Raw genomic sequence first — 16658 nt, 5'->3', positions numbered from 1 at the left:
ACAGGTTTGCAGAAGGAATGCAATCGTCGGTTACCGCGAAAGCGGCCCGCCGTCAGTTTTCTCCGGCGAGAAGCCGTGCCGCCGCCGCCCGCGCCTCGTCGGTCACCGACGCGCCGGCGAGCATGCGCGCGATCTCCTCGCGACGGTGCTCGGGTTCCATGGTGGCGACCCTGGTCGCGATCTTGTCGCCGGCGTCGCCGACCGGCCCCTTGGAAATGAGCAGATGGGTCGCGGCACGGGCGGCCACCTGCGGCGCATGGGTGACGGAAAGCACCTGCACCGTCGAGGAGAGCCGCTTCAGGCGCTGGCCGATCGCATCCGCCACGGCGCCGCCGACGCCGGTGTCGATTTCGTCGAAGACGAGCGTCGGCGCGGAACCGCGATCGGCGAGCGCCACCTTGAGCGCGAGCAGGAAGCGCGAGAGTTCGCCACCCGACGCCACCTTCATGATCGGCCCCGGCCGCGTGCCAGGATTGGTCTGGACGTGGAATTCGACGGTATCGATGCCCTCGGCGGTCGCAGCCTCCGGGTCGGACATCACCTCGACCATGAAGCGGGCACGCTCGAGCTTCAACGCCGGAAGCTCCGCCATTACCGCATCGGAAAGGGCCGTCGCCGCATTCACCCGCTTCGAGGAGAGTGCGGTCGCACGGTGGTCGTAGGCGGCCTTCGCCTCGGCGACCGCGGTCTCCATCTGCCCGAGGCGCTCCTCGCCGGCGTCGAGATCGGCGAGCTCCGCGACCATCCGCTCGGCGAGCGCCGGAAGCTCGGTGACCGGCACGGAGTACTTGCGGCCCGCCGCCCTGAGCGCGAACAGCCGCTCCTCGACCCGCTCCAGTTCGCGGGGGTCGAATTCGGTCCGGCGTAGCGCCGCCTCGACCTCCATCTGGGCGTTGGAGAGGCTGTCGAGCGCCGCATCGAGAAGCTGCACGGTGTCTTCGAGAAGGCCGGGCGCCTCGTGGCTCTTGCGCTCCAGGCGCCGCATCAGCGAGGCGATCATCGGCACGGGGGAACTGTTGCCGTTCAGGAATTCGGATGCCTCGGCGATATCGCCGGCGATGCGCTCCGCCTTCTGCATCTGCGAGCGGCGGTCGGCGAGTTCGTCCTCCTCGCCGTCGCGCGGCGAGAGGATCTCCAGTTCCTCGACGGAGGCTCTCAGATATTCCGCCTCGCGGGCTGCTGCCTCGACCCGTGCGCGGTGCGCCTTCAACTGCCGATCGGCATCCTTCCAGCGGCGGTAGGCCTCGGAGAGGTCGCCCACCTCGTCCGTCAGTCCGGCAAAGGCATCGAGAAGGGTACGGTGTGCGTCGGTGTCGACGAGCGCACGGTCGTCGTGCTGGCCGTGGATCTCGACGAGCAATTGCCCGGCCTGGCGCATCAGCTGCACGCTCACCGGCTGGTCGTTGATGAAGGCGCGGGTGCGGCCGTCCGCCGATTGTACCCGCCGGAAGATGAGGTCACCGTCCTCGTCGACGCTGTTTTCCTGCAACAGCAGGCGCACCGGATGGGCGTGAGCCACGTCGAACACGGCCGTTACCTGGCCCTTGTCCTCGCCGTGGCGCACCAGAGAGCCGTCACCACGGCCGCCGAGCGCCAGCGAGAGGCTGTCGAGCAGGATCGACTTGCCGGCGCCCGTCTCGCCGGTCAACACCGAGAGCCCCGCCTCGAAGGACAGGTCGAGCCGCTCGATCAGAACGATATCGCGGATCGATAGCTGGACCAGCATGGGCTTTCAGATCTCGCCTGGTTTGAGACTGACGATCAGCTCCCGAGCAGGAGCTTCTTGCCGGCACGGGAGATCCAGGAGCCGGCGTTCTCACGCGGTTCCAGACCACCGGTCTTCAGGAGCTTGTAGGAGTCGGCATACCACTGGCTGTCGGGATAGTTGTGCCCGAGCACGGCCGCGGCGGTCTGCGCCTCCTCGACGACGCCGAGCGCGTAATAGGATTCCACGAGACGGGCAAGTGCCTCTTCGACCTGGTTCGTCGTCGGATACCTCTCGACGACGACGCGGAAGCGCGAGATCGCCGCCAGATATTCCTTGCGCTCCAGATAGTAGCGGCCGATCTGCATTTCCTTGCCGGCGAGCTGGTCGCGCGCGAAGCGGATCTTCGCCTGCGCGTCGTCGACATATTCGGAGTCCGGATACTCGTCGACCACCTTCTGCATGGCTTCGATCGTCTGGTTCGAGGCCTTCTGGTCCTGCGTCACGTTGGTGATCTGCTTCCAGTAGGAAAGGCCGACCAGGTACTGCACATAGGCCGAGTCGTCCGCACGCGGGTAGAGGCTGAGATAGCGCTTGCCTGTCGCGGTCGCTTCCGTATAGCGCCCGAGCCGGTACTTCACGAAGGTGCTCATCACCAGCGACTTCTGTGACCATTCCGAGAAGGGGTGCTGGCGGTCGACTGCGTCGAACTTGCGCCCCGCCTCGGCCATGTTGCCGGCCTTGATGTTGGCAAGGCCCTGATTGTACAGCACTTCCGCCGGCTCGGTTTCGGCCGCGAGCTTGGTGATGTCGATGTCGGGATCCGACTGGCACGATGCCAGCAGGGAACCTGTCGCAGTGATCATCAAGAACACGCCGGCGATCCGAGCGGCGGTTCCAAGCATTCCCGACTTAACTTCACTCATTCGACAGTTCCCGATTGCAGCGCTGCGTGAATACCGCCGCTTCCAACTGGCGTTTCTAGCCATAAAAGCGTGGAGAGAGCAACGCAATGATGGTGATTTGACGCAATTTTGTGGCAGGCTCCGAAGGAAATCCCGAATTTGGACGATCGCCCGCAGAGGCTCTGCCGCAGTTCTTCTCTTCCCCGCCGTTCAAAAAAGAAAAGCCGCCTCGACGGGCGGCCTTTCGTGTCATCTGCGCGATGTCAGGCAGACCATGGCGCGAATTCTGGAACATTGACCGCCACGAACTCCCGCGCGCGCACCTGCTGGCTGCGCACCGGCGCTTCCACGACCTCGTAGGCGCTGCGGTCGTCGAGCAGGGCCTTGAGCGCATTGGCGTTCAGCTTGTGGCCGCCGCGGTAGGAACGGTAGCAGCCGATGAACTGTGCGCCCGCCATGGCGAGATCGCCGACGGCGTCGAGCGTCTTGTGGCGGACGAATTCGTCGCCGGCATAGCGCAGGCCTTCCATGTTGATGACGGTGTCGTCGTCGGAGATGACGACCGAGTTTTCGAGCGACGAACCGAGCGCGAAGCCGGCCGCCCAGAGCCGCTCGACGTCGCGCATGAAGCCGAAGGTACGGGCGCGCGACAATTCGTTGCGGAAGGCCGCAGCCGTCATCTCGCCCTGCCACATCTGGCGACCGATCAGCGGGCTATCGAAATCGATCTCCACCTCGAAGCGTGTGCCGTCATGCGGGCGGAACTCGGCCCAGGAAGCACCCGATTCAATACGCACCGGCTTGGTGACGCGGATGTAGCGGCGCTTCACGCCGAGATTCTTGACGCCTACTTGGTCGATCGCCTCGATGAACGGCGCCGAGCTGCCGTCCATGATCGGCATTTCCGCCCCGTCGACCTCGATGATCAGGTTGTCGATGCTAAGCGCATAGATCGCCGCCATCACATGCTCGACCGTCGCGATCGAACTGGCCGCCGAGGTCCCGAGCACGGTGCAGAGATCGGTATTGCCGACCTGCGAGGAAACCGCCCTCAGTTCCGTGATCGCCCCGTTCCCATGCTGACGATGGAAGACAATACCCGTGCCGGCCTCGGCCGGCAGGAAGCTGATGGTTACTGGCGTCCCCGAATGCACGCCGATCCCGGTCAGCGTGACCGGCGCCGCGATGGTGGTCTGAAAACCCAGCAATCCGATTGCCATAGAAGAGTGCCTTTATCTGCCGCGGCGGCGTCTCGCCTGGCGAACGCGCCTGCCGTTTATCGTTCTGGGGGGCATGACATCGGCATTGCACACCGAATCCACCCCTGTCCCGAACCCATACATATGGAGAGCGCTCCGATAGCACAAATCACTGTTTCTTTCGTATTGTTACGAAGGCAAACAATTGGAACCATTGCACAATCACTGCTCTTTCGCAGGTGCGGAAAATGGAAGCGCCCGGGCCTTGCGACCCGGGCGCCGAAATCACTCCGCTTCGAGACTCAGTTCGACTGGCGGCGCAGGAACGCCGGGATCTCGAGCTGGTCGTCCTCATGCGCCACGCGCGTCTGCGGCACCGTGCGGCCCTGGTCGTCGAGCTGGCCGCGGCGCGGCGCATAGAGGCTCGCTTCCGGAGAGAGCGTGCGGCGCTGCTGCGAGGCGGCGGCCGGAGCGGACGTCGTCATGTCGGCGTTGACCGGTTCTTCCTCGTGATGACGGCCGAGCGAGCTCGTGATCCGCTTGAGGAGACCCATCGGGCCGCGTTCGTCCTGCGGGGCCGGAGCGACGCTCGCCCGCTGATCCATCTCGGCGCGGACGACCGGCGGGAAGTCCTCGACCTTCGGCATGCGGACCGGCTCGACCGTCTGGCGGACCGGCTGGGCGACCGGCTCGATGCGGGCCGGGGCAGCCTCGACCGGCGCGGCCGGACGGCTCATGACCGGAGCCGGAGCGACGACCGACTCACGGACGACGGGCTGCTGCGGAGCGGCCGGTGCCGGTGCGGTGAAGAGCTTGCTCTGCGGGCGGAACTCCGGCTGCGCTGCGGCTGCGGCCGGGGCCGGAGCCATCTGGCGGGCCATAGCGATCTCGAGTTCACGCTCCATTTCCGCCTCCGCGGAACGGATGGTGTCGGCAACCGGATCGGCGGCCTTCGGAGCCTGTGCCACGACGGGGCGAGCCGGGGCCGGAGCGACGGCTGCGGCCGGGCGCATGACCGGCCGTGCGGCCGGCGCTTCGTAGGTCTTCGGAGCCATGGCACCGGCGGTGCGGTCGATGCCGGTCGCGACGACCGACACGCGGATCAGGCCTTCCAGCGCTTCGTCGAAGGTCGCGCCGAGGATGATGTTGGCGTCCGGATCGACTTCCTCGCGGATGCGGGTCGCGGCTTCGTCGACTTCGAAGAGCGTGAGGTCGCGGCCACCGGTGATCGAGATCAAGAGGCCCTGTGCACCCTTCATCGAGGTCTCGTCGAGCAGCGGGTTGGCGATCGCTGCTTCCGCCGCCTGCATCGCACGGCCCGGGCCGGAAGCTTCGCCGGTTCCCATCATCGCGCGGCCCATCTCGCGCATCACCGAGCGGACGTCGGCGAAGTCGAGGTTGATCAGGCCTTCCTTGACCATCAGGTCGGTGATGCATGCCACGCCGGAATAGAGCACCTGGTCAGCCATGGCGAATGCGTCGGCGAAGGTGGTCTTGTCGTTGGCGATGCGGAAGAGATTCTGGTTCGGGATGACGATCAGGGTATCGACGGACTTCTGCAGTTCCTCGATGCCGGCTTCCGCCAGCCGCATGCGGCGCTGGCCTTCGAAGTGGAAGGGCTTGGTGACGACGCCGACGGTGAGGATGCCCTTGTTGCGGGCGGCCTGGGCGACGACCGGAGCCGCACCCGTGCCGGTGCCGCCGCCCATGCCGGCGGTGACGAAGCACATGTGGGTGCCGTTCAGGTGATCGATGATCTCATCGATGCATTCCTCGGCGGCTGCGCGGCCGACTTCCGGCTGCGAACCGGCGCCGAGACCTTCGGTGACGCTGGCGCCGAGCTGAATGATCCGCTCGGCCTTCGTCATCGTCAGCGCCTGCGCGTCGGTATTTGCGACGACGAAATCGACGCCCTGGAGCCCGGCGGTGATCATGTTGTTGACGGCGTTGCCGCCACCGCCACCGACCCCGAATACCGTGATCCGAGGCTTCAGCTCGGTGATGTCTGGCTTCTGCAGCTTAATGGTCATGTTACCCGTTCCTTCTTTCTCCGGCCGCATCGCCACGCCGGCCTGATCTCTTCAACTCTTCTTGCCTTGCGCCGCCACGGCGAGGCAGAAACTCAAAAACTCTCTTTCAGCCATTGCCCGACACGGGCGATCCGGCTGTTTCCGTTGCCGAAGGGCGAGAACAGCCCGCCCTGCCCTGCATGTGTCTCCTGGTCGGCGACCTGCGGATAGATCAGAAGACCGACCGCGGTCGAAAACGCCGGCCCCTTGGCCGCCACCGGCAGGCCCGCGACCCCCATCGGGCGGCCGATCCGCACATTGCGTGCGAGCACGCGGCGGGCGGCTTCCGGAAGGCCGGTCAGCTGGCTTGCGCCGCCGGTCAGGACCACGCGCTTGCCGACGACCGGGCTGAAACCCGACTGCTGGATCCGGTCGCGCAGCATTTCGAGAATTTCCTCGATACGGGCGCGGATGATTCGCGTCACCAGCGAGCGCGGCACCTGAGTCGGCTGGTCGCGATCGTCCTCGCCGATCGGCGGAACGGAGATCACGTCGCGCTCGTCGGTGCTGTTGGAGAGCGCCGAGCCGTGGACGACCTTCAGGCGCTCGGCATCCTCGATCCGGGTCGACAGACCGCGTGCGAGGTCGGTGGTGACGTGATGGCCGCCGATCGCGATCGCATCGGTATGGATGAGCTTGCCTTCGGCGAAGACGGAGATGGTGGTCATGCCACCGCCCATGTCGATTGCCGCGCAGCCGAGTTCGACTTCGTCGTCGACGAGGGCCGCCAGCCCGCTGGCATAGGGGGTCGCGACCACGCCTTCGACCGACAGATGCGCACGGTTGATGCAGAGTTCGAGATTGCGCAGCGCCGGCCGTTCCGCGGTGACGACGTGCATGTCGACACCGAGCTCGTCGCCATACATGCCGAGCGGATCGCGGATGCCGCGCTCGCCGTCGAGCGAGAAGCCCGTCGGCAGCGAATGCAGGACGATGCGGTCGTGACGCTGCGACTGCTGGCCGGCGGCGACGAGGACCTTCTTCAGGTCGCTCGATTCGACTTCCTGGCCGCCGAGATCGATGGTCGCCGTATAGACGTTGCTGGCGAGCCGCCCGGCCGAGACGTTGACGATCAGGCTCTCGACGGTGAGGCCGGCCATGCGCTCGGCCGCATCGACGGCGAGCCGGACGACGCTCTCGACGGCATCGAGATCGGCGATCACGCCGCACTTCACGCCGCGGGAGCGCTGGTGGCCGATGCCGATGATCTCGACATTGTGGGTGCGACCCGGCAGGACCGAACTTTCCTTGCGTGGCGTAAGCCGGCCGATCATGCAGACGACCTTGGTCGAGCCGATGTCGAGGACCGACACGACATGCGACCGCTTCGCCGAAAGGGGCTTCATGCGCGGCAGACCGAAACTGGAGCTACCGAAAAGGCTCATATACTCTGCTCCGCCTTCTTGAGGGCCTTGGCCCGCTGTTCCAGCACCACCTGACGACGCGCCTGTGCTTCGGGCGTCAGCTGGATCGTCGTGCGATCGGGAAGCCGCAGGTCGATCGCCGCGATGTCGCGTGCCAGCACCTGCTGCTCGGCATCGAGCTTGGAGAGCAGTGCCAGCGCGTCGTCGAGGTTCTCCTCGGGAAGTTTCACCACCACGCCATTGTCGAGATGGATGTCCCACCGGCGGCTTGCGACGCGAATGAAGGCCTTCACGCGGCCGGCGATCTGCGGCCACTTGGCAAATTCCTGCTCGACGGAAGCGGCCGCCGTCTCGGCGTCACGGCCGACGAAGAGCGGCAGCGTCGCGAACTTGTTGTCGCGCAGCGGGCCGATGACGCTGCCGTTGCGCTCGATCAGCGAAAGTTCCGTGCCGTGCTGCCAGATTCCGTAGGCCTTGCGCTCATGCAGCGCGACCTGGATCGTCGAGGGGTAGACCTTGCGGACCTCGGCACTTTCCACCCAGGGAAGCCTGGAAAGCTGGTCACGGGCAGCATCGATGTCGAGGGAGATGAGCGACGTCGTGCCGTCGAGCCCGAGCAGCTGCAGGATGTCGATTTCCGAGGTCTGCTCGTTGCCGGCGACCTTGACGTCCTCGATGGCGAAGCCCGCGAACGAGGTCAGCGACTGTGCAACCTGCGCCCCATGCCCGCCCGCGACGACGCCGTAGACGCCGACGAAGGAGCAATAGCCAACGAAGGAGAGACGCCCGACATAGTGCGGGATGCCGATTCGACCGGAGCAGAGCCCGAGCGCGAAGCGCGTGGCACGGCGCAGCGGACGCGGAAGCACCACCGCCTCGCCTGCCGGCGACGCAGCCGAAATCCCGGCCCGGGACTTATGCTTTCTGCCGCCTAGCGCAAGCACGATGCTTCCTCCACCATCCAACGAACGAATTCACCAAAGCCGAAACCGGCGTGAGCGGCCATCTCAGGAACCAGCGAGGTCGGGGTCATGCCCGGCTGGGTATTGATCTCCAGCCAGATGAGCTCACCGTCTTCGGAGAACCGGTCGTCGTAGCGGAAGTCCGACCGACTCACGCCGCGGCAGCCGATCGCCTGATGCGCCTTCATGGCCAATTCTTGTATTTTTTGGTAAATTTTCGGTGAAATTTCCGCCGGCAACACGTGCCTGGAACCGCCGGCGACGTACTTCGAATCATAGTCGTAGAAGCTGTGCCCCTGCGGTACGATCTCGGTGACACCGAGCGCCCGGTCGCCCATGACGCCGCAGGTGAGCTCGCGGCCGGCCACGTAGTGCTCGACCATGACCCGGTCGCCGTAACGCCATTCGGACGACGTCAGGACTTGCGGCGGATGGGACTGATCCTCCTTGACGATGACGACACCGAAGCTCGAGCCCTCGCGCACCGGCTTGACGACATAAGGAGGCTTGATCGGATGCTCGGAACCGATGTCGAAGCGCGACATCACCCGCGCTTCCGCAACCGGAATCCCGGCGTTCGCCGCAACGATCTTCGCCTGCCCCTTGTCCATGGCGAGGGCCGAGGCGAGCACGCCAGAATGGGTATACGGGATCTGCAGATATTCGAGGACACCCTGGATGGTGCCGTCCTCGCCGAAGGGACCATGGAGCGCATTGAAGGCGACGTCCGGCCGCAGATCGGCAAGCACCTGACCAATGTCACGACCGACGTCGATCTTGGTGACGCGATAGCCCTCGCCTTCCAGCGCCTCGGCGCATGCATTCCCGGAGGACAGGCTCACAGGCCGCTCCGAAGAAAGACCACCCATCAGGACGGCTACATGCTTGCCACTCATTTACGCCCCCGGCTGCGAAAGACCGAACATTGTTGAGGTCCGCCGCCATCTGGGCGAGACATGACCCGTTGCCTGAGTAAAACGACATTAAGGTTAATGAAGCGTTTACTTTCGTTAACCGGCGCGCATCGGGTGCTGATTTTTTTTCAAGCGCCGGACACCGGACGCACTTGCTATGATGTTGATATCTATTTGTTTTTATTGATTTCCGCGGACGAACGGAAGAAGCCGGCGGCAAGCCTCCGACGCTCCACGGCGACGGGCAAGAGGGGCCGGAAACGAAAAAACGGGCGGAATCGCCGCCCGTTTTCGATGATTCCCTCGATGACCGGAGGGACCTGTCCGCCCCTCGCCCTCGGGCGTATTTATTCTTCGGTGACGCCCATGAACGGCTTGATCTCTCGTCCCGGCATGAAGATGCCGAGCCGCTTGATCTCCCACTGCAGCTTGGTGCCGGAATTCTCAAAGACTCGCTGGCGCACGGTCTCGCCGAGATATTCGAGATCGTAGCCGGTCGCGTGGCCGATATTGATCATGAAGTTGCAGTGGAGCGACGACATCTGCGCGCCGCCGATCATCAACCCGCGGCAACCCGCCTCGTCGATGAGTTCCCAGGCCGAATGGCCTTCCGGATTCTTGAACGTCGAGCCGCCGGTCTTTTCCTTGACCGGCTGCACGGTCTCGCGGTGATGGCGCACGGCATCCATGTCGGCACGGATCTTCGCCTTCTCCTCGGGATAGCCTTCGAAGACCGCGCTGGTGAAGATCAGGTCCGCGGGCGCCGTGGAATGCCGGTAGCTGTAGCCCATGTCAGCCGCGGAAAGCACGTGGATGTTGCCCTTGCGGTCGACCGCCTCGACCTCGACCAGACGTTGGGAGGTGTCGCCGCCATTGGCGCCGGCATTCATGCGCAGCGCGCCGCCGATGCTTCCCGGAATGCCGTAATAGAAGTGGAAGCCGCCGATATTGTGGTCCATCGCCATGGCGGCGAGGTGCTTGTCCGGGGTGATGGCGCCGGCGCGGATGCGGTTCTCGCCCGCAAGCTCCACCTGACCGAAGCCCTTGGCGGAGAGCCGCAGCACGACGCCCGGTATCCCGCCGTCGCGCACGAGCAGGTTGGAACCGACACCGACCACGGTCAGCGGCACATCTTCCGGCAGAAGCTTGAGGAAGGTGACGAGGTCGTCGAGGTCGTGCGGATGGAACATGAGCTCGGCCAGGCCGCCGGCCTGGAACCAGGTGACCCGGTCCATCGGCGCATCCGGCGTCAGACGCCCGCGCAGTTGATTGACGCCGTCCCCGAGCGAGGCGAGCAGCTTTTCTCCATCGACCTGTTTCATTTCCGACCTTCCGAAATCGCTTCCAGTTCCTTGGGCAAGGCGGCAGCCCACTGGGTTATGTTGCCCGCTCCGAGGAGCACGACGAAGTCACCGGGTTTGGCCAGCTCCGCGACGATCGGCGCGAGACCTTCCGGTCCCGGCAGATACCGTGCGTCGCGGTGGCCGCTCGCCTTGATGCGCGAGACCAGCGCCTCGGCGTTTACCCCTTCGATTGGGTCCTCGCCCGCCGCATAGACCGGCGCCAGCATGATGCAGTCGGCATCGTTGAAGCAGTTGGCGAAGTCCTCGAAGAGGCTTGAAAGACGGGTATAACGGTGAGGCTGGTGGATAGCAATGACCCGTCCGCTACACGCTTCGCGTGCTGCCTTGAGCACGGCTTTGATCTCAACCGGGTGATGGCCGTAGTCGTCGAAGATCGACACGCCGTTCCAGGTCCCGGTCAGCGTGAAGCGGCGCTTGACGCCGGAAAAGCCCGACAGGCCCTTACGGATCGCCTCTTCCGGAATGTCGAGCCGGTTGGCGACGGCAATTGCCGCGCAGGCGTTCGAAATGTTGTGACGGCCGGGCATCGGCAGCGTCAGGTCCTTGAAGGTGAAGACCCGGCCCGTGCGCCGCCGGCGGATCTCGACGTCGAAGGTCGAGTGGGTTCCTTCGAGCCGGACGTTGGAGAAGCGGACATCGGCCTGCGGGTTCGCACCATAGGTGATGACCTTGCGGTCCTCGATCTTGCCGACGAGCGCCTGCACTTCCGGATGGTCGAGGCACATCACGCCGAAGCCGTAGAAGGGCACGTTTTCGACGAACTGGCGGAAGGCCGCGCGCACCGCGTCGAAATTGCCGTAGTGGTCGAGGTGCTCGGGATCGATGTTGGTGACGACCGCCACTTCCGCCGGCAGCTTCAGGAAGGTGCCGTCCGATTCGTCGGCCTCGACGACCATCCACTCGCCCTCGCCCATGCGGGCATTGGTGCCGTAGGCGTTGATGATGCCGCCGTTGATGACGGTCGGGTCGAGACCGCCCGCCTCGAGAAGCGCGCCGACCATCGACGTAGTCGTCGTCTTGCCGTGGGTACCGCCGATGGCGATCGCGTTGCGGAAGCGCATGAGTTCGGCGAGCATCTCCGCCCGGCGCACGACCGGCAGCAGCTTTTCGCGCGCCGCGACGAGTTCCGGATTGTCCTTCTTGATGGCCGTCGAGACGACCACGACTTCCGCATCACCGAGGTTTTCCCCCTTGTGACCGACGAAGACCTCGATGCCCTTGGCGCGCAGGCGCTGGACGTTGGCGCCGTCGCTCTGGTCGGAGCCCTGCACGCGATGGCCGAGATTGTGCAGGACCTCGGCGATCCCGCTCATGCCGATCCCACCGATGCCGATGAAATGGACCAGGCCGATTGTCGTCGGCATTTTCATGATTTGGCTCCCTTCACATGCGCTCGCGTCTTGCCGGCAATAGCCTCTACGAGATCGGCAAGCAAGTTCGATGCATCAGGCATGCCAGATCGCCGCGCCGCCGTTGCCGTCTCGGAAAGACGCTCCGGCTCGCTCATCGCCGCCTTCAAGAGGCCGGCGAGCCGCTCGACGGAAAGGTCCTTCTGCTGAATCACCTCGGCGCCGCCGTTCGCCGCGAGTGCGGCGGCATTCGCCGCCTGGTCGTGGTCGAGTGCGTAAGGATAGGGCACGAGGATCGAGGGTCGCCCGATGATCGAGAGTTCCGACACCGTCGAGGCGCCCGAGCGGCAGACGACGAGATGGGCGGCGGCGATGCGCGCCGCCATGTCGGTGAAGAACGGCGAGACGTCCGCGGTGATCCCGAGCGCCCGGTAGCGGGCGGCCACCTGCTCGGCATCCTCCGGTCGCGCCTGCTGGGTCACCGTCAGCCGGTGCCGAAGCGGTTCATCGAGAAGCGCGACGGCGTCCGGTACGGCGGAGGAGAAGAACTGCGCGCCCTGGCTGCCGCCGAACACGACGAGACGGAAGGGCTGCCCTTCCCGCGACGGGGCGTAGGGAATGCTCGACGCCGCGACGACCGCCGGCCGCACCGGATTGCCGGTGACCGTCGTCTTCTCCGAGTATGCTCCGCCTTCCGGCAGGAAGCCGCCCGCGATCGCCGTCACGCGGCTTGCGAGCACCTTGTTGGCGCGGCCCATGACGGCGTTCTGTTCATGGATCGCCGTCGGTATGCCGAGACGGACCGCCGCCATCAGCGGCGGCAGGGTCGGATAGCCGCCGAAGCCGATGACGGCGAGCGGCTTCAGCTCCCGGATCAGCCGCCGGGCGGCCCGATAGCCGCGCCAGAGCGTCAGGAGCGCTTTGGCCACCGCGACCGGGCTCTTGGAGCCGATCGTCGCGGACGGCACGGTGTGGATGATCTCGGCGGGGAACATGCCGGCATAGCGTTCGGCCCGGTTGTCGGTGACGAGATGAACCGTATAGCCGCGATCCACCAGCGAGTGGCTGAGCGCTTCGGCCGGAAAGAGGTGTCCGCCGGTTCCGCCGGCGGCGAGAAGGATAAGGCCCTTTGCCATTGCCATTACTCCGCCGGAACGCCGTGGACCGAGCGGAACAGGCTCCGCTCCTGCGCACGCTTTTCCGGCCGCCGCCGCGTGAGCGCCAGGATGAAACCCGCCGTCACGCAGATCGCGATCATCGACGATCCGCCATAGGAGATCAGCGGCAGCGTCATGCCCTTCGCCGGCAGCAGTTCGAGGTTCACGCCGATGTTGATCAGCGACTGGACACCGATCTGCAGCACGAGGCCCGCAACCGCGAACCGGTTGAAGTCGTTGCGTTCCTTGAAGGCGTGGTTGAGGCCGCGCAGCACCAGGAAGGCAAAGATCGAGACGAGAACGATGCAGAAGACGATGCCGAATTCTTCCGCCGCGACGGAGAAGATGAAGTCGGTATGGCTGTCGGGAATGATCCGCTTGACCATGCCCTCGCCCGGCCCTTGTCCGAACCAGTCGCCGCGGATGATCGCCTCGCGTGCGGTATCAACCTGGAAGGTGTCGCCTTCGCCCGTCAGGAAGCGGTCGATACGGCCCGCGACGTGCGGCAGCGTCAGATAGGCGCCGACGAGGCCGACACCGCCGAGCCCACCGAGCACCATGATCCAGAGCCACGGCATGCCGGCCATGAAGAACATCCCGCCCCAGACGACCGAGGTCAGGATCGTCTGGCCGAGGTCAGGCTGGGCAATCAGCAGCGCGGCGACCATGCCGAAGAGGATGATCGCGAAGAAGTTGCCGGGGATTTCGGGCTGGCGGGCATGTTCGGCGAAGAGCCAGGCGCAGACGACCACGAAGGCAGGCTTCATGAACTCGGACGGCTGGATCGAGATGCCGGCGAGCGTCACCCAGCGCCGTGCGCCCTTGACCTCGATGCCGAAGAACAGCGCCAGCACCATCATGAGCAGCGAGACGGCCAGGATGACGATCGCGGTCCGCCGCACCTGCCGCGGCGAGAGGAAGGACAGGCCGAACATCACGCCGAGCGCCGGCAACATGAACGCCGCGTGGCGCTTGACGAAGTGGAAGCTGTCGAGGCCGAGGCGCTCGGCAACCGCCGGCGAGGCCGCGAAGGAGAGCATGAAACCGATGCCCATCAGCAGGACGAATGTCACAAGGAACAGACGGTCTATGGTCCAGAACCACTCGGCCACAGGCCCCCTCTCAACGCGGCTCACCATGTCAGTTGCCTCCTTCAGGAGCGTCGATCAGCATTTCGATCCCTTCGAGCGCCGCAACGTGGCGGACGAAGGCATCGCCGCGGACCTCGAAGTTCTTGTACTGGTCGAAGCTTGCGCAAGCCGGGGAAAGCATCACCGCGACGGGCTGGCCGTCCGCCGCCGCATCGGCGGCGGCGTGGGCGACCGCCCGCTCGAGCGTGCCGGAAATCTCGTAAGTCACCGCCTCGCCGAGCGTGGCCGCAAACGCGGACGCCGCCTCGCCGATCAGGTAGGCCTTGGCGATGCGCGGAAAGAGCGGTGCGAGGCTCGCGATGCCGCCCTCCTTGGGCAGGCCGCCGGCGATCCAGTAGATACGGTCGTAGCTCGAAAGCGCAGGTGCGGCCGCTTCCGCATTGGTCGCCTTGCTGTCGTTGACGAAGACGACCTCGCCGCGGCGGCCGACAGGCTGCATGCGATGCTTGAGGCCCGCAAACGAGCGAAGCCCGGCCCGGACCTCGTCGGGGGAGACGCCGACGGCGAGACAGGCGGCGATCGCCGCCGCCGCGTTCTGGGCATTGTGGCTGCCGCGCAGTGTCTGGATACCGTTGAGATCGGCGACGACCGAGGTCGCGCCGCCTTGGGCCTCGATGATCCGGTGGCCGTCATTGTAGAAGCCATCGGCGAGCGGCTGCCGCTTCGAAATGCGCACGACCCTGGTTCCGGCGCGCTCGACGCGATCGGCGATCAGCTCGCAATAGCTGTCGTCGACGCCGATCACCGCCGTATCGCTGCCGGCGACGAGACGCTCCTTGACGTCGGCATAGTGCTGGATCGTGCCGTGGCGGTCGAGATGGTCCGGCGTGACGTTGAGGAGGATGCCGGCGGTGGGGTCGATCGTGGGCGCAAGGTCGATCTGGTAGGAGGAACACTCGACGACGAAATAGCGTCCCGCCTTCGGCGGATCGAGGGTCAGCACCGCCCGGCCGATATTGCCGCCGAGCTGCGTGTCCCTGCCGCTCGCCGAAAGGATATGGGCGATCAGCGCCGTGGTGGTAGACTTGCCGTTGGTGCCGGTGATCGCGATGAACGGACAATCGGGGGCGTGAGCCCTCCGCTCGCGCACGAAGAGCTCGACGTCGCCGATCACCTCGACGCCCGCGGCGCGCGCCAGCCCGACCGTCCAGTGCGGTTTCGGATGGGTGAGCGGCACGCCCGGCGACAGCACGAAGGCAGCAAAGGTGTTCCAGTCAGCGTCATGCAGGTCCTGCGTCACAACCCCTTCAGCGCCGGCCTTCGCCACGCTGTCGGGATTGTCGTCCCAGGCGATGACCTCGGCCCCGCCCGCAATCAGCGCCTTCGCGGTCGCGAGCCCCGACCCGCCGAGCCCGAAGAGTGCGACCTTCCTGCCCCTGAATGTGGAGACCGGGATCATCGCCCCCTCACCGGAGTTTGAGGGTCGAGAGGCCAAGCATGGCGAGCCCCACGGCGATGATCCAGAAGCGGATCACCACCTGGCTCTCGGTCCAGCCGAGTTTCTCGAAATGATGGTGGATCGGCGCCATCAGGAAGACGCGCTTGCCGGTCATCTTGAAATAGCCGACCTGGATGATGACCGACAGCGTCTCCATGACGAAGAGGCCGCCGATGATCGCCATGACGATCTCGTGCTTGGTGGCGACGGCGACGGTGCCGATGAGCCCGCCGAGTGCGAGCGACCCGGTGTCGCCCATGAAGATCGCCGCCGGCGGGGCGTTGAACCAGAGGAAGCCGAGGCCCGCACCGATGACGGCGCCGAGAACGACGGCGAGTTCGCCGGTGCCCGGCACGAAATTGATCTGCAGATAGTTCGAAAAGACCGCGTTACCGGTCAGATAGGCGATGATGCCGAAGGACGCCGCCGCGATCATCACCGGCACGATCGCCAGCCCGTCGAGGCCGTCGGTCAGGTTGACGGCGTTCCCCGCGGCGACGATGACGAAGCCGCCGAAAAGCACGAAGAAGATGCCGAGGTCGATCAGGAAGTCCTTCAAGAACGGAAAGGCGACCGAGGAGCCGAAGGTCGAACCCTGCGGGCCGGAGGTCAGCGCCGTGTTCATCATGAAGTAGACGGCAATGCCGGCAATGACGAATTCGATGCCGAGGCGCGCCTTGCCGGAGAAGCCCTTTTCCGTCTGTTTCGTCACCTTCAGGTAGTCGTCGTAGAAGCCGATCGCGCCGAAGCCGAGGGTGACAAGCAGCGTCGAGACGACGTAGACGCTCGAAAGATCCGCCCAGAGCAGCGAGGAGACGACGATCCCCGCGAGGATCATCAGACCGCCCATCGTCGGCGTTCCGGCCTTCTTGAAATGGGTCTGCGGTCCGTCGGCACGGATCGGCTGTCCCCTGCCCTGCCGAATGCGCAGCGAGGCGATCATCGCCGGCCCGAAGAGAAAGACGATCAGCGCCGAGGTGAACAAGGCAGCACCGGTCCGGAACGTGATGTACCGGAAGAGATTGAAAAATTGGAGGTGGTCCGCCAGTTCCACAAGCCAGATCAGCATAAGAGCCCTTTC

General features: G+C 65.3%; 14 protein-coding genes. 1 reads left to right on the top strand and 13 read right to left on the bottom strand.

What is annotated here, in order from left to right; genetic code table 11:
* Nucleotides 1-52: 52 nt before the first annotated feature.
* Complete coding sequence (gene recN / locus DFR48_RS01925) at nucleotides 53-1726, bottom strand: DNA repair protein RecN (protein WP_114361454.1); 1674 nt, start codon at nucleotides 1724-1726, stop codon at nucleotides 53-55.
* A gap of 35 nt (nucleotides 1727-1761) precedes the next feature.
* A complete protein-coding gene (locus DFR48_RS01920; RefSeq protein WP_425359224.1) occupies nucleotides 1762-2571 on the bottom strand; it encodes an outer membrane protein assembly factor BamD in 810 nt (269 codons plus the stop codon).
* Between DFR48_RS01920 and DFR48_RS21865 the strand changes: the two genes are divergently transcribed.
* A complete protein-coding gene (locus DFR48_RS21865; RefSeq protein WP_170141755.1) occupies nucleotides 2564-2908 on the top strand; it encodes a hypothetical protein in 345 nt (114 codons plus the stop codon). The two genes, DFR48_RS01920 and DFR48_RS21865, sit on opposite strands and share 8 nt — an antisense overlap.
* Here the strand turns inward: DFR48_RS21865 and lpxC are convergent.
* The 11 genes from lpxC to mraY form a co-directional block, all read right to left on the bottom strand.
* Nucleotides 2874-3830 carry a UDP-3-O-acyl-N-acetylglucosamine deacetylase gene (gene lpxC, locus DFR48_RS01915; RefSeq protein ID WP_114361452.1) on the bottom strand — a complete coding sequence of 319 codons (957 nt, stop codon included), beginning with the start codon at nucleotides 3828-3830 and terminating at the stop codon, nucleotides 2874-2876. The genes DFR48_RS21865 and lpxC overlap by 35 nt on opposite strands.
* A 281-nt stretch (nucleotides 3831-4111) precedes the next feature.
* Nucleotides 4112-5839, bottom strand: a complete 1728-nt coding sequence (ftsZ, locus tag DFR48_RS01910; RefSeq protein ID WP_114361451.1) for a cell division protein FtsZ — start codon at nucleotides 5837-5839, stop codon at nucleotides 4112-4114.
* A gap of 92 nt (nucleotides 5840-5931) precedes the next feature.
* Nucleotides 5932-7263, bottom strand: coding sequence for a cell division protein FtsA (gene ftsA / locus DFR48_RS01905; RefSeq protein WP_114361450.1), 1332 nt, complete (start codon nucleotides 7261-7263; stop codon nucleotides 5932-5934).
* Entirely contained in the window at nucleotides 7260-8186 is a 927-nt protein-coding gene (locus DFR48_RS01900) for a cell division protein FtsQ/DivIB (protein ID WP_425359223.1), read from the bottom strand. The genes ftsA and DFR48_RS01900 overlap by 4 nt, the downstream gene beginning before the upstream one ends.
* The gene (locus DFR48_RS01895) at nucleotides 8174-9100 is read right to left on the bottom strand and encodes a D-alanine--D-alanine ligase (RefSeq protein ID WP_114361448.1); all 927 of its coding nucleotides are present in this window, start codon (nucleotides 9098-9100) and stop codon (nucleotides 8174-8176) included. Before DFR48_RS01895 ends, DFR48_RS01900 begins: the two co-directional genes overlap by 13 nt.
* A gap of 365 nt (nucleotides 9101-9465) precedes the next feature.
* Entirely contained in the window at nucleotides 9466-10440 is a 975-nt protein-coding gene (murB, locus tag DFR48_RS01890; protein ID WP_114361447.1) for a UDP-N-acetylmuramate dehydrogenase, read from the bottom strand.
* Nucleotides 10437-11852, bottom strand: a complete 1416-nt coding sequence (gene murC, locus DFR48_RS01885; protein WP_114361446.1) for a UDP-N-acetylmuramate--L-alanine ligase — start codon at nucleotides 11850-11852, stop codon at nucleotides 10437-10439. Before murC ends, murB begins: the two co-directional genes overlap by 4 nt.
* The gene (murG, locus tag DFR48_RS01880) at nucleotides 11849-12967 is read right to left on the bottom strand and encodes an undecaprenyldiphospho-muramoylpentapeptide beta-N-acetylglucosaminyltransferase (RefSeq protein ID WP_114361445.1); all 1119 of its coding nucleotides are present in this window, start codon (nucleotides 12965-12967) and stop codon (nucleotides 11849-11851) included. The genes murC and murG overlap by 4 nt, the downstream gene beginning before the upstream one ends.
* 5 nt (nucleotides 12968-12972) lie before the next feature.
* Nucleotides 12973-14127: a putative lipid II flippase FtsW gene (gene ftsW / locus DFR48_RS01875; protein WP_114361444.1), complete on the bottom strand. Its 1155-nt coding sequence runs from the start codon at nucleotides 14125-14127 to the stop codon at nucleotides 12973-12975.
* 1 nt (nucleotide 14128) lies between these two features.
* Nucleotides 14129-15538, bottom strand: coding sequence for a UDP-N-acetylmuramoyl-L-alanine--D-glutamate ligase (murD, locus tag DFR48_RS01870; RefSeq protein ID WP_114361443.1), 1410 nt, complete (start codon nucleotides 15536-15538; stop codon nucleotides 14129-14131).
* A 7-nt stretch (nucleotides 15539-15545) separates the two neighbouring features.
* Nucleotides 15546-16646 (bottom strand): phospho-N-acetylmuramoyl-pentapeptide-transferase, encoded by a 1101-nt coding sequence (mraY, locus tag DFR48_RS01865; RefSeq protein WP_114361442.1) that lies wholly within the window; start codon nucleotides 16644-16646, stop codon nucleotides 15546-15548.
* Nucleotides 16647-16658 lie beyond the last annotated feature (12 nt).

It is taken from the genome of Ciceribacter lividus (assembly GCF_003337715.1).
GTDB lineage: Bacteria > Pseudomonadota > Alphaproteobacteria > Rhizobiales > Rhizobiaceae > Allorhizobium > Allorhizobium lividum.
Note: the sequence above shows the minus strand (reverse complement) of the source record. Positions and strands in the feature narration are given on the sequence as shown.

Excerpts from the sequence above, each read along its gene's own strand:
- DFR48_RS01895 (WP_114361448.1), bottom strand. The coding sequence starts at position 9,100 with ATGAGTGGCAAGCATGTAGCCGTCCTGATGGGTGGTCTTTCTTCGGAG.
- DFR48_RS01920 (WP_425359224.1), bottom strand. The coding sequence starts at position 2,571 with ATGATCACTGCGACAGGTTCCCTGCTGGCATCGTGCCAGTCGGATCCC.
- murC (WP_114361446.1), bottom strand. The coding sequence starts at position 11,852 with ATGAAAATGCCGACGACAATCGGCCTGGTCCATTTCATCGGCATCGGT.
- recN (WP_114361454.1), bottom strand. The coding sequence starts at position 1,726 with ATGCTGGTCCAGCTATCGATCCGCGATATCGTTCTGATCGAGCGGCTC.
- ftsW (WP_114361444.1), bottom strand. The coding sequence starts at position 14,127 with ATGGTGAGCCGCGTTGAGAGGGGGCCTGTGGCCGAGTGGTTCTGGACC.
- mraY (WP_114361442.1), bottom strand. The coding sequence starts at position 16,646 with ATGCTGATCTGGCTTGTGGAACTGGCGGACCACCTCCAATTTTTCAAT.
- ftsZ (WP_114361451.1), bottom strand. The coding sequence starts at position 5,839 with ATGACCATTAAGCTGCAGAAGCCAGACATCACCGAGCTGAAGCCTCGG.
- murG (WP_114361445.1), bottom strand. The coding sequence starts at position 12,967 with ATGGCAAAGGGCCTTATCCTTCTCGCCGCCGGCGGAACCGGCGGACAC.
- lpxC (WP_114361452.1), bottom strand. The coding sequence starts at position 3,830 with ATGGCAATCGGATTGCTGGGTTTTCAGACCACCATCGCGGCGCCGGTC.
- murD (WP_114361443.1), bottom strand. The coding sequence starts at position 15,538 with ATGATCCCGGTCTCCACATTCAGGGGCAGGAAGGTCGCACTCTTCGGG.
- ftsA (WP_114361450.1), bottom strand. The coding sequence starts at position 7,263 with ATGAGCCTTTTCGGTAGCTCCAGTTTCGGTCTGCCGCGCATGAAGCCC.
- murB (WP_114361447.1), bottom strand. The coding sequence starts at position 10,440 with ATGAAACAGGTCGATGGAGAAAAGCTGCTCGCCTCGCTCGGGGACGGC.